This is a genomic window from Bifidobacterium sp. WK041_4_12, from assembly GCF_041080795.1.
In the GTDB taxonomy this organism is placed as follows: domain Bacteria; phylum Actinomycetota; class Actinomycetes; order Actinomycetales; family Bifidobacteriaceae; genus Bombiscardovia; species Bombiscardovia aquikefiricola.
In genome coordinates this window covers 2,241,772-2,253,573 of record NZ_CP129674.1, presented here as the reverse complement: position 1 = coordinate 2,253,573, position 11,802 = coordinate 2,241,772, and the positions used below count along the sequence as shown (strand labels likewise).

12 protein-coding genes are annotated in these 11,802 nt (G+C 51.1%); 7 read left to right on the top strand and 5 right to left on the bottom strand.

Annotated features, from left to right (window positions below; genetic code table 11):
* The first annotated feature begins 20 nt into the window (after positions 1–20).
* From QN215_RS09560 to QN215_RS09540, 5 genes are read left to right on the top strand one after another with little or no spacing between them, the layout of a single operon-like run.
* Positions 21–671, top strand: coding sequence for a DedA family protein (locus QN215_RS09560; RefSeq protein WP_369344055.1), 651 nt, complete (start codon positions 21–23; stop codon positions 669–671).
* Between the two features lie 26 nt (positions 672–697).
* Positions 698–1,429: a response regulator transcription factor gene (locus QN215_RS09555; protein ID WP_331343301.1), complete on the top strand. Its 732-nt coding sequence runs from the start codon at positions 698–700 to the stop codon at positions 1,427–1,429.
* Positions 1,426–2,460, top strand: coding sequence for a sensor histidine kinase (locus tag QN215_RS09550; RefSeq protein ID WP_369344054.1), 1,035 nt, complete (start codon positions 1,426–1,428; stop codon positions 2,458–2,460). Before QN215_RS09555 ends, QN215_RS09550 begins: the two co-directional genes overlap by 4 nt.
* Positions 2,457–3,161 carry an ATP-binding cassette domain-containing protein gene (locus QN215_RS09545; RefSeq protein ID WP_369344053.1) on the top strand — a complete coding sequence of 235 codons (705 nt, stop codon included), beginning with the start codon at positions 2,457–2,459 and terminating at the stop codon, positions 3,159–3,161. The genes QN215_RS09550 and QN215_RS09545 overlap by 4 nt, the downstream gene beginning before the upstream one ends.
* The gene (locus QN215_RS09540; RefSeq protein ID WP_273202362.1) at positions 3,158–3,964 is read left to right on the top strand and encodes an ABC transporter permease; all 807 of its coding nucleotides are present in this window, start codon (positions 3,158–3,160) and stop codon (positions 3,962–3,964) included. Before QN215_RS09545 ends, QN215_RS09540 begins: the two co-directional genes overlap by 4 nt.
* 847 nt (positions 3,965–4,811) lie before the next feature.
* Here the strand turns inward: QN215_RS09540 and QN215_RS09535 are convergent.
* Genes QN215_RS09535 through QN215_RS09525 form a run of 3 tightly spaced genes read right to left on the bottom strand, consistent with a single transcriptional unit; the run spans position 4,812 to position 7,413 of the window.
* A complete protein-coding gene (locus tag QN215_RS09535) occupies positions 4,812–6,092 on the bottom strand; it encodes a hypothetical protein (RefSeq protein WP_369344052.1) in 1,281 nt (426 codons plus the stop codon).
* Positions 6,093–6,124: 32 nt separating this feature from the next.
* Positions 6,125–6,859 carry an FAD:protein FMN transferase gene (locus tag QN215_RS09530; RefSeq protein ID WP_369344051.1) on the bottom strand — a complete coding sequence of 245 codons (735 nt, stop codon included), beginning with the start codon at positions 6,857–6,859 and terminating at the stop codon, positions 6,125–6,127.
* 41 nt (positions 6,860–6,900) lie between these two features.
* Positions 6,901–7,413, bottom strand: coding sequence for an FMN-binding protein (locus QN215_RS09525; protein WP_369344050.1), 513 nt, complete (start codon positions 7,411–7,413; stop codon positions 6,901–6,903).
* 430 nt (positions 7,414–7,843) lie between these two features.
* Between QN215_RS09525 and QN215_RS09520 the strand changes: the two genes are divergently transcribed.
* Both QN215_RS09520 and QN215_RS09515 read left to right on the top strand, forming a co-directional pair.
* On the top strand, positions 7,844–8,674 hold the full coding sequence (locus tag QN215_RS09520) for a VIT family protein (protein WP_369344049.1): 831 nt from the start codon (positions 7,844–7,846) through the stop codon (positions 8,672–8,674).
* A 464-nt stretch (positions 8,675–9,138) separates the two neighbouring features.
* Positions 9,139–9,399 carry a hypothetical protein gene (locus QN215_RS09515; RefSeq protein WP_369344048.1) on the top strand — a complete coding sequence of 87 codons (261 nt, stop codon included), beginning with the start codon at positions 9,139–9,141 and terminating at the stop codon, positions 9,397–9,399.
* Positions 9,400–10,175: 776 nt separating this feature from the next.
* On the opposite strand, the gene QN215_RS09510 is transcribed toward QN215_RS09515, so the two are convergent.
* Together QN215_RS09510 and QN215_RS09505 are read right to left on the bottom strand one after the other, a co-directional pair.
* Entirely contained in the window at positions 10,176–11,129 is a 954-nt protein-coding gene (locus tag QN215_RS09510; protein ID WP_033498220.1) for an aldo/keto reductase family oxidoreductase, read from the bottom strand.
* A gap of 10 nt (positions 11,130–11,139) precedes the next feature.
* On the bottom strand, positions 11,140–11,760 hold the full coding sequence (locus tag QN215_RS09505) for a TetR/AcrR family transcriptional regulator (RefSeq protein ID WP_369344047.1): 621 nt from the start codon (positions 11,758–11,760) through the stop codon (positions 11,140–11,142).
* Positions 11,761–11,802 lie beyond the last annotated feature (42 nt).

The window sequence follows — 11,802 nt, the reverse complement described above, 5'->3', positions numbered from 1 at the left end:
TACTCAAGAAGGACTTGAACATGCTATCTTTTCTTAGCCCGGCATTCGTTATTGCAGCAGCAGGGCATTGGGCACTTGCAGCCTGCTCATTCATCATCTTCGCAGAATCCGGTCTGCTGATAGGATTTTTTCTTCCCGGAGATTCCCTAGTTTTCCTGCTTGGCATGGTTCCCGCGTCAATGACGCTGGCTGACTCACCCGTATCAGGAATGCCATTGTGGATCATCTGTCTCATAGTATCGGTGGCTGCCTTCACCGGAGACCAAGCCGGGTATGAGACCGGGAAGCACAGCGGAAACATTCGCCGGATTAAATCCTGGGTGCAGGGGAAAAATAGAAATCGCATCAAGCGAGCACAGCGCTTCTTCGATGATTACGGCAGCCGGGCGATCATCCTGGCGAGATTCGTGCCCATATTGAGAACCTTTGTTCCCTTCATCATAGGCATGACGCATTTCAATCATCGCCGTTTCATCATCGCGAACCTTGTCGGGGCAGTTATCTGGGGCGTTGCACTTCCAAGCATGGGGTATGCTCTTGGTCGTATCCCGCTGATATCGAATCATATCGAAATAGTGTGCTTGTGCATCTTGCTCATTTCGATTCTTCCATTGGCATTCAAGGCTTTTACGTCTTGGCCGTCAAGAAGTGAAGAAATCGAAACGAAGTAATACCGTCATCGGTGGAGGGCTGAAATATGAATGAACTTGATGATAGTCACAACCGGTACGCATTGTCAGACCCGATCAAGCTGCTCCAACCCAGCCTTCTGCTCATTGAGGACGATCCGCAGATGGGAGGGATTCTCATGGAACTCCTTGAGGACGATTACCGTGCGCATTGGGTTACAACGGGAAAGGCAGCCATCCACGAGTTTGGCATGAATCCCTATGATGCAGTGATTGTCGATCGACGACTGCCTGATATGGATGGGTTGGATTTTGTGCGTTCGGCACGGAGGGAAGGCATCACCGTTCCCATGCTGATGCTCACCGCTCTTTCAAGTACGGAAGAGATCGTCTCAGGATTGGATGCAGGTGCCAATGATTATCTTTCCAAACCATTCCGTTTCGAGGAACTCAACGCACGCATACGATCATTGCTGCGCGGATATCAGGCACAGCAGCAGAGTCACGCGATTGGCGATTGGACATTCAAGGAGCACCGAGGGCTCATCGAGTCGCCGTCGGGAATAAACATCCAGTTATCTCCTGCGGAAGCTTCATTGCTGAAGGCGCTGTGCATCAATCCTGACCGGGTCTTCACAAGAAAAGAATTGCTCATGGCTGCTTTCAGCCGTGATGCTGGGGAGGGAACCATTGATACCTATGTTTCCTATATCAGACAGAAGACAGTCAAAGGATTGATCATGACAGTTCGAGGAAAGGGATATTGCCTCGGCAATCCCATGGAAAGCGACCCCATATGAGATTTAATAACGAATCAGATGCACAGGTCGAGCGCAAGACATCCGGGATGAAAGCCATACGATCAATCAGCATACGGATGATGCTGGCAATGAGTGCAATTGCGATTCTCGGAGCACTTCTGCTGGTCATTGGCGTCATTCTAGGTTCGCGACATGAACTCAGCGAACGCGGCTTCAGCCCCAACGACGTAACCTCGGGAGCTCTCTTCCACGGCAGCTTGATCATAGACTCCGAAAAGGCAATAATCTTCATCATTCTCTTTGTCGCTGGAATCATCATCACCACAGGGATGGTTGCATGGTTTCTATCCCGCGAAGAGATCAGGCCGTTGGATCAGGCCATACGGCTGCAACGTAACTTCGTAGCAGACGCGAGTCACGAATTGAAAACGCCACTTGCAATAATCAACGCTCGTAGCGAACTCATCGAGCGTCGCCTGCGACTCGGAAAACCCATCGATCCTCTGCTGAAGGAATTGACAAATGACGTGTCACGAATGGACATCATCATCAACGACCTATTGCTGGCGGCACGCGGCGCTACCAGCCCGCACGCAGTGAATCTATCCCAGGCAATCACACACGCCCTAGAGTCAATCGATGTGCTTGCTGAGCAGCGTGAGGTTGCGATCCATTTCGCATCACCCTCAGCCACCGTTCTCGTCTTGTGCGAAGAAACGGGAATCGAACGTTGTCTTGTCGCCGTGCTTGACAATGCAATCGTCCATTCACCGCATCACACGAACATAGAAGTGACACTGCATGCTGCACAAGACAAAGCAGTCGTGACGGTTCGGGACCAAGGAACGGGAATGGAAGGAAATCCCGAACAGTGGTTCGCGCGCTTTGCACGTTCCGATGCGGAATCCGAACACCAAGGGTATGGTCTGGGACTGGCCCTGACGCGCGATATCTTGTCCCGCTACCAAGGAACCATTCGTGTTCTTTCAACATCATCATCCGGAACGACGATGGAGATTACGCTGCGATTGACAGTCGATCCGACCGAATCGAAAGGAAACAACAAGTGAGCTACTTCTCGGCGAATGCCCTGTCTTGCGTGTTTAAACAGGATTCATCACAACAGAACGGGAAAACCCTGTTCTCCAACCTGTCTCTTCATCTTGAGCGAGGCGAGATCGTCGATCTCACGGGACCCTCTGGTTCGGGCAAATCACATGTGCTCATGGCATTGGCACTGCTTGACCCACATGCTTCAGCGAAGCTGACACTCGAGGGGAGAGACAGCAGCAGCTTCACACCCGAAAGCTGGAGGCGCAATGTCGTATATCTCCCCCAAAGGCCTGTGCTGACTTCTGATACCGTTCTTGATGCGGTGCTGCTTCCCTTCGGCTTTTCCATCAACAGGAACGCTAAAGGCTTGAGACCGCAAACGGCAAAGCCTGTTGCCAAGCAGATCAGAAATGGGTTGGACGAACTGGGGTTGGATGATGTGGAGCTTGTCCGCAACCCCGCAATGCTATCCGTTGGGCAGCAGGCACGGGTGTGTCTGCTGCGCAGCCTGATGCTCCAGCCGAAAGTCCTGCTCAGTGACGAGGTGGATGCGGGGTTAGATCCAGATAGTTCCGACAAGGTCGGCGCCATGCTGCAAAACGCGGCAACTCACACGGGAATGGCGGTGTTGCGAGTCCGGCACAGAAATTCAGATGGACGGGCCTCCAGGATTCTTAGCCTCGCACATGGCAGGCTGTCACGACAGGAGATGGAATGATTATCGCTTCGCATACTGCAGGCGCCGTGTATGACATCAACATATTCGGACTCTCCGTGACTTTTCTGCTGGTCGCCCTGGCTGCCATCCTGACCGTCGTCATGAGACTGGGAATGGCGAAATCCATGATCTGGTCGACCCTGCGCTCACTACTGCAGCTACTGGCCATGGGCTACATCATCAAATACGTCATCGAAGCCAACAACCCGTGGATTGTCCTGGCACTGATGGTTTTCATGGTCATCGCCGCCGTGCAGATCACGCTCACCCGTGCAGATGGAATTCCGCGAGGCCTGGTGATGCCAGTGCTGCTGACCTTGATGGTGAGTGTGCTCATCGTCGACAGCGTCGTCAGCGAACTCATCATCGCGCCATCGCCATGGTACGCCCCGCAGATTCTGATTCCTGTGACCGGCATGATGCTTGGCAATCTCGTCGCCGCAATCGCCGTTGCTATGAGCCGATTCTTCTCCGATATGAAAGCCCGGGAATATGAGGTTGAGGTCTACCTCAGCATGGGTGCGACCCCCTTCGAGGCAGCGAAACCATCAATCATCGCCTCGGCGAAACTGGGTCTCATCCCTACGATCGCACAGCTTGCTTCAAGCGGCATCGTACTCATACCGGGAATGATGGCGGGCCAGATCATGGCAGGAGGAGATCCACTCGAAGCGGCAAAATACCAGTTCGTCGTCCTTGCCGCACTCAGCTCGATCACCATAATCGGAGACACCCTGATCATGATACTGATATACAGACGCTGCTTCACCGAACTTGACCAGTTCGAGCCACGCACGGTCTAAACAGTCAATCCTGCTCCCAAACCAACATTATGCCGGAACAATGTCAACGGCCAAGTTGCAAGCCGCGTCGAGGACTTCGATCAATTCTCCAAGAATCCCTAAAGCAATAAATACTCATCAATCTTTGACTGAGCGCCCCTCCTCTCCAATAATGGAACATGCTGAGCTCAATGCATCTATGATCAGGGTTGAACATCTCGATCAGGATGAAATTGACAAATCAGTCAACAACCATATGACCATTAAAAATTGGCTAAAACCATTCTTAAACAATATTGATATGCTAAGGAGATTGCCCATAAAGTATCACCGAACATTCGCCGTGATTAATAATGGTCAAGCATTGTTTATGAATGATACCGTTTCGAAACATTTATAACGCAACTTCGATGCCGAGAACAATACCGCTCGTGCACTACATAAGTTTCGACTATCGTACATTATGGACGTTTTCTTAATCTGATAGCAATAGACGCCGCTAATTAGTTATTGAAAGTACTTCCCATTCTGTTCAGTATCGGCAGCAACAGGCCGCCGCCCTGTATATGGGTCAACATCCGCTGTGTTCCAGATCCACGATGTGCTGCGCATATTTTCTAATCACGTTGAAAATCCATGAACTGCATCAAAGATGTAACAACAAGGTGTACATCGTGATATCCCAGCGGTGGTGTCTGAATTCAATCCCTGCACGGCAATATCAGTGTGCGACCTAGTAAGATATCGGCAGATTTTTCAAGCTGCTAGAATGCTTGTAGTTTGAATTGTGGCTTCCTTGCATAAGGACAGTTACAACATCAGAGGGCGTATGTCTGAAAAATGACCAGTCTTTGGTCTGTCGCTTCTTTTACCAGGAGAAGGGTTCGGCGTATATGTCATCTGCCGGAATGCCCTGGGAACACAAATACTTGGACCACATGCGCTGCATGGGCATAGGGCCGGCTATGAGATAGATCGCGTGTCGGACAATCACCTCATTCCTTATTCGCGATGGCGGTATCCGATGCTCGGAGATGATTGAACGCATGTGACTCGTCTCGGCCCAGTATCGCAGATAACTGGTATACGGCAGCATCTGACCTCGCCTGGCCGTGTACACGAAGGTCGAAACACGCGGCCCATAGTGCTCAAGCACGGCAATCAGTGGCGTGATGCCAATACCACCCGCAATAAGAATCATGGGGGCATTGTGTGCATGCTCTTCAACGAAGCGTCGGTAGCGCCCGTATGGCGGCAACATGTCAACAACCGTTCCTGGTGGCAACGCACCCATTCGACGTGTGAAATCGCCATCTTCACGAATAGCAAAAAATAGTGTCACTGCATTGGGAAGATTGCGTCTTGCCACCCCATGGTTCCGGTGATCGAGAGGTGCGTTCACTATCGAGAACGGATGGTATTCCCGCAAGCCGTCACTATCGGGAAAACGGATGAATGCGAAGTCTCCGGCTTCCCAATCCATACCATGCTGACGTGGAATCGCAACTGCTATTTCATGAACCTTGTGAGCTATCATGCGAGTTCCAGTGATCCGTCCCGTTATGGAAATGAAATGAAGACGCATTTTTTCAAGAACATATAGTGTGAATACCAGTATGGTAACAGTATCGAACACTGCCATGAAAATTCGTTGTGATGCTATGTAGTTGATGAGCTGAACGTGGATGAACACGAGGACTACGGCTATGAGATTAAGCCGGTGAAGCCATACTGAAAGTTCATGCCTTGCGAGGTGTTCGAGCCAATGTTTCAACAGTTCGAGCCACCGTAAGCGTGAAGTAAGCCAACCTGCCATGAACACGCATGACCAGACTGCAAGTGCGATGAACAGCATAAGTGCCCAATCGCCAGTTCTCTTGATCCACCCCGACGAAAGGGAAAGTTGGCGATGCAGGACTGCGAGGGTAATCGCCATAAGTCCCATCACCCCATGAACCACATATACATGTGGTAACCCGACACTTCTGTCCACCCATCGAGGACGAGTGCCAAGATACATGGCGGCAAGCATCCATGAGTATGCAATGACACCAAGTTGGATGCCGACCATATTGTGTAAATACAACGTTGGCAAGGTCGTCGAAAGCATCAGCACCATGGGCGCGGGCACAATAAACAGTAGGATCATCCATGTTAGGAGTATGCGTGTCGATAGGTGTTTCATCGCCAGAACTCCTTATCATGACTGGATATTGACGATGCGTCTACGAGCGTGCCATGTGAATAATTTTGATACTGTCCTGAATCAGTGACGAGAAAGGCCGTAAGCGCATGCTCCGCTATGAGATGGGGGATGTCGTCACGAGAGGCTGCAAACAGGGCGGTGGTCCAAACGTCGGCATCGACCAATGAATCGGCAATGACCGTCGACTGTACGATGTCATGATGTGCACGTTTGATATGTTCGCCTCGTTTGCTGCTTCCTGATGTGGCGACAGCTCCAGAACGCAGTGGGAATGCTGCCACATAGTGGTGGGGGTCACATGGATTCTCAATGCCTACTGTCCAGGCAGTCTGAAATGCATTGGCGGAAACGATCATGTCTCCTCCCGCATTGATGGCCGCGGCCGTGACCTGACCAGTACGCAACAAAGGCTCCAGAACCTGATTGAACGCAGTTTCAACGATCCATCCCTTCACCAATCCAGTAGGGTCATACACGCCTGAGTAGAATGGGTCGAAAAGTCCATCTGTTTCAACCTGTGCCAAAAGAGTCTTGAGATACACTTCTTGAAAATCCTCGTCTGACAGCACGTCATGGTCACCATGTTGGAAGCGGCTTACCATAGAGTTTGCCTTGAACGGGGAGAAGCGTCGATCTGCATCGATCAGAAGGCTGTGGATGGTCTTGACCGTCTTCTCAATTTTGAGATCTTTCGATATGGAATTAACCATAATGGTAAAGGGAAGGTTCATCACATTAAGAACGTACGTGTTCATTTTGAACCCTGGGCCTGATTGATGGCATCCTGCAGCGATCCGGTGAATCCATTGAAGGTTTCGGTTGCGCCAGAAACGAGTTGAATTTGAGCGCTCTGCGCTGCCAAGGCTTCTTTGACATACACTGGAATGGCTTGCTCGTTGATGGACTGGGATGTCGGATCCTGCGGATATTCCAAGACTTCGACATTGGTTACCTTCCCACCAGATACTGTCAAATCCACTTGGAAATCACCTCTATTGGTAGAGACAACCGCTCCCGAATATGTTCCATCCTTCAGACTCGAGGATACCGATGAACTTGAAGAGGGGGTCGAGCTGCTTGGTGAGCTATTCTCACCGCTTGAACTGCCTGCCTGCGTGGCAGTTTGCCCTGCGGCTTGCGTTGAAGTCAAAGACGCATCTGCATATCGCATGCGTAACTCTGGTACGACAAATATCGCCGCTACATCAACTGAAAGCGCCAACAACGATACTGCGGTTATTGCCATCTTACCTTGTCTTTTCATTGCATCCACTTTCTGCCATTGATACTCCGGTCCCGACCACTGCGAAAGTCATTCACATCCGTGAGCGATCCGTATCGTGTACATCACATCATCCGCTGAGAGTATTCTGATTCGCTGACTTTCATGTTTCATGGGTGGTTTCTTAGCAGTGCCATCGGATTCCATGAACATCTTCTATATGTCACCGAGCAACAAACTACATGTTTCATACTCAGAAAAATCTAAGAATCAGGATGCTTGAGGCTGCAACTTACAGATTTAAGCGTCTTGACTCAATGTCATCCGCAGCCTGGCCCCGGACACTCTTTGCAATATGTCCGACACTAACCAAACGACACGAATGATGAATACGATGTTTTAGTAGTGCAGGCGAAAACGTAGAAGACAAGACAGCGCAACCGCAGCTGTTCCATGATTGAATGGTGAACCCATGGATGACCATAAGGAAAATGCCGTCGATAAAGACGTTACGGAATCATTCCCGATTCCTGATAAGGATTACGGTGGGTGGATAAGTCAGCAACAGCCAAACAAGATGAGTGGCAAAACCGCTCTCTCTCACCCAGGTGAGTTGCATGATACCAGGGGTACATCCAGCAAGTTGAATTGGCTTCGTGCCGGCGTCCTTGGCGCCAACGACGGCATCGTGTCCGTCGCCGGCACGATCATAGGCGTGGCCGGAGCAGACAGCAATCCCCGTTCGCTGCTCGTCGCAGGCCTTGCAGCCCTTGCGGCAGGCTCCTTCTCCATGGCCGGAGGAGAGTATGTATCCGTGAGCGCACAGCGTGATACAGAACGCGCACTCCTCGATAAGGAGCGCTGGGAGTTGGAAAACCTTCCAGTTGAAGAACTTGACGAGCTGGCTCACATATATGAGGCTAAGGGCATCTCCGCCAACACATCCAGACGAGCGGCATTCGAAGCAATGCAATATGATGCCTTGCGTGCCCATGCTACCGACGAGTTAGGCATAAATCCGGATGAGCTGACGAGTCCCTGGCAGGCCGCATACTCATCTTTCCTGTCATTCGTCAGTGGCGGAATCATTCCCATGCTGTTTTCATTGATCCCGGTTTCTTTCCCGTTGAGGGTTTTCCTCATAGTGCTTTCCGTTGCCATAGCTCTTCTCATTACGGGTAGCATTTCAGCAAGAATTGGCGGGGCAGCACTAGGAAAGGCCATATTGCGCAACGTCCTCATGGGGCTATCGACTATGCTGTTCGCATGGCTGATTGGCATGGCATTCGGCATCCACGGATAAACAGTATTCATGAATGAATACCTGCATGATCGGACTACCTCAGCGTTTGAGGAAACAAGATATTTGAATGGGCTAGACGGCAGAGAATTCCACTCATTCGACCTGCAATATGTTCTCGACATAGCAGACATTAATGGTGAACCAGTTGCAGGGATTCAAAGACACTGCACGCGCATTCATTCCCGTCCCGTTTCCAGACCATATCAGGTCCCGCCGCGATGGCGCAGAATGCCTTGCTGTGCTCCTTACCCTTCCCCGCAAGCGTGAGAACTTGAATTATCCTACTGTATAAACACCTGACACATGCGAAGCACGACATTCGATTGGAACAGAACGCATCCAAGAAAAAGAAAAATATCGCATGACCCCTTCCAGCGGTGTTCTCAACCACTACTTCTCACTGTCAAACACCGCAGGCCAGGACGAGAGGGATTTCACGGAACCGGTACAGCTCTTTGCCCCAGATGCATCCTTCACCTCCGGACGAGGCGAAAGATCGACGGGAATCGACAAGACTTAAGATTTCTTCGACACCTACTTCGCCCGTAACGCAGAACTTCACCGTGTCTGGAGCATTCACCACGTCAAGTCAGCGCAATACGCCATTGAATGTGCGGTTGCAGGACGCAGCACAACAGGAAGACTCTTCGCCATCACAGGAGCAGACGCTGCGCTCCGCAACGACGACAGAAAAATCACATCGCTACATGTCAAATGTCCACTGACACTGCAAACACAATGGTCGCTGTCCGTAATCTAGTCCACCCAGGCACGTTCCTCTTACTATTACTATCTTTTGTATCCTGCGCCCGTGGCGAGACCCGACAGGAGCCATTGATTGCCAGGATTTTCTTAAGAAGCCCGAATGGGTGCTGGCATCGGCATATACACATGTGTTTGTTGGGCGAGTTCGGCCAGAGAGTGGCAGCCAAGACAGTGCTCAGGATTGTGCGCAGGTTTGGCCTGAAATGCCAATCTGACGGGCGAATCAGTGGAGGAACTATTCCTCCTTTCGGGGAGATTCGGGAAAATCCGTACCCAACCTGTTGAAACGGGACTCCCGCTCCACGATCCCTTTCTAGAAGATCGGCGAAATGGCCACCTGCACTGCGGTATTCACTGCACCATCTCACTAGCAGGCTTCCGTTCGAAAGACCATATTTCACGACCACTAGGACAGGGTCCTCCCGCGGCCAACTTGATAGCGACAGGCCGAAAGCTTCGTCTTCGATCCATGCGATCATTTTCCGCTCATCGCCAGTTCTTCCATGCCATGGGTGCGATACGTCAAAATCAACTGTCACGCTACATCCTCGGAAATCGCAAGCTCTTAAGCAGTCGAACGTCTCCCCTATACCTTGACGATCAAGCTAAAAGCTGTCAACTTAAAGTCATAATCTTCTTTTCTTACACGATTCACAGGCATGAAAATCGCACTCCACTCATTGAATTGAATATTCCAATTCAACAATGGGGTACGGTTCACCGGAGCGAGCGGATTTCAAGGCACCCGATGACCTGCTGCCTTGTACAGATCCCACCAGTCCTGACGTTCGAGCTGAACGGTATCACCGTCGATCATCTGTGACAGCCGTTGCGGGTTCATCGATCCGAGGATGATCTGTATGTTTGCAGGGTGATACAGTACCCATGCCGTAGCGATTGCATTCAGTGTGGTGTTGTGTTTCTGTGCCTGTCGGTCAAGCTCATTGTTCAGTTCCGGGAAATGCGGATTTCCAATGAACGCGCCGTACTGGGTGTCGGATTGGAAGGGACTCCACGCCTGAATGGTGATGTTGCGTAGTCGTGAATATGGCAGGATGCCACCCTCGCGGCTGATTGCATCGTCGTCAGACATGTTCACGTGTATCCCGGCATCAATGATTGGCGTGTGCATCAGCCCAAACTGCAACTGGTCTACTTGAATATGGGTCTTCAAGGAAGACTGCAGATACTCGATCTGCCAGGGGTCCATGTTGCTCACGCCGACATGACGCACTTTGCCGGAGCTGATCAGTGTATCAATGACATTGGCGAACTCATCTGCGTCAACGAGTGGATCTGGGCGGTGCATGAGCACGCTGTCGACATAGTCGGTTCCCAATGCGACGAGTTCTCCATCCAGCGATTCCGTTAGATTCTTGACGGACGAGTCGTAGCGGCGGGCACTGCCATTGGAATAATCGATCAGTATGCCAAATTTCGTTTGAATGAAGACATCTGATCGCTCCACGCCGGTGTCTTTCAGTGCAGTTCCGAACACCTCAGAACTCGCATGGGCGTGACCCGCGCCGAATCCATAGATGTCGGCCGTATCGAAGAAATTCACGCCGCGCTTCAGCACGGTGTTCAGAACGTTCGCGGCATCGTATTTATTCAGTACGTCCATGCGCATCACGCCAAGAGCAATACGTGACGCGGCCATGTCGGCGGTTCCTATAGGTATGTTTTTCACTCAATATTCCTCATTTCTTGTGGATGCTGGTATGTTCGCCTGCAGTGATTTCCGCTGGCAGAAGCGTGCAAAGATATGAATTCAATGTGATGGGTGATTCCTTGAAATCATGGGAAGCCCACCAATCCACAGCAGTGGTGAAGCATCCTACGATGTGGTTGATGAGAAAGTCCTCGGGAACCTCATCACATAGATAGCAGTGCTGGTCGGCTCGAAGTTCGTCTTTCACCAGAGCATGCAGGTAGGGTTTGATCTTCTTGAGAAACAGTCCCGAACTGGTGCCTGTAAGCAATCCGCGAAGTCTGGCGTTGTCTTCACGAAGATGAAAAAGCAGGTGTGTGAGTGCGGGCATCAGTTCGCCGGGACGCTGCTCAAATCCATGATCCTGCAAGGTACTAGGTCGTGGCGAAGCGACATGGTGAAACATGTCGACGCACAGGTCGTCAAGCAGATCCTCCTTTGACTGGTAATGGTCATAGAAGGTGCTGCGGCCTATGTTCGCTTCGCGGATGATCTGCTGCACGGTGATATCAGAGTAGTTTTCCACTGCGAACAGTCCGGCGAAGGCATCGAAGATCGCCTGCTGTGTCCGTTGCCGACGCCTGTCCGGATCAAGTACGGTTCTTGACATGCTTCCCACCTTTATGCTCCCTGCATAGGGAGTTCCCCAGTT

What these genes read in the sequence shown, in the direction of transcription:
- QN215_RS09555 (WP_331343301.1), top strand. Translation starts at nt 698, where the DNA reads ATGAATGAACTTGATGATAGTCACAACCGGTACGCATTGTCAGACCCG.
- QN215_RS09515 (WP_369344048.1), top strand. Translation starts at nt 9,139, where the DNA reads ATGCATCCTTCACCTCCGGACGAGGCGAAAGATCGACGGGAATCGACA.
- QN215_RS09505 (WP_369344047.1), bottom strand. Translation starts at nt 11,760, where the DNA reads ATGTCAAGAACCGTACTTGATCCGGACAGGCGTCGGCAACGGACACAG.
- QN215_RS09530 (WP_369344051.1), bottom strand. Translation starts at nt 6,859, where the DNA reads ATGGTTAATTCCATATCGAAAGATCTCAAAATTGAGAAGACGGTCAAG.
- QN215_RS09520 (WP_369344049.1), top strand. Translation starts at nt 7,844, where the DNA reads ATGGATGACCATAAGGAAAATGCCGTCGATAAAGACGTTACGGAATCA.
- QN215_RS09535 (WP_369344052.1), bottom strand. Translation starts at nt 6,092, where the DNA reads ATGATCCTACTGTTTATTGTGCCCGCGCCCATGGTGCTGATGCTTTCG.
- QN215_RS09550 (WP_369344054.1), top strand. Translation starts at nt 1,426, where the DNA reads ATGAGATTTAATAACGAATCAGATGCACAGGTCGAGCGCAAGACATCC.
- QN215_RS09560 (WP_369344055.1), top strand. Translation starts at nt 21, where the DNA reads ATGCTATCTTTTCTTAGCCCGGCATTCGTTATTGCAGCAGCAGGGCAT.
- QN215_RS09525 (WP_369344050.1), bottom strand. Translation starts at nt 7,413, where the DNA reads ATGAAAAGACAAGGTAAGATGGCAATAACCGCAGTATCGTTGTTGGCG.
- QN215_RS09540 (WP_273202362.1), top strand. Translation starts at nt 3,158, where the DNA reads ATGATTATCGCTTCGCATACTGCAGGCGCCGTGTATGACATCAACATA.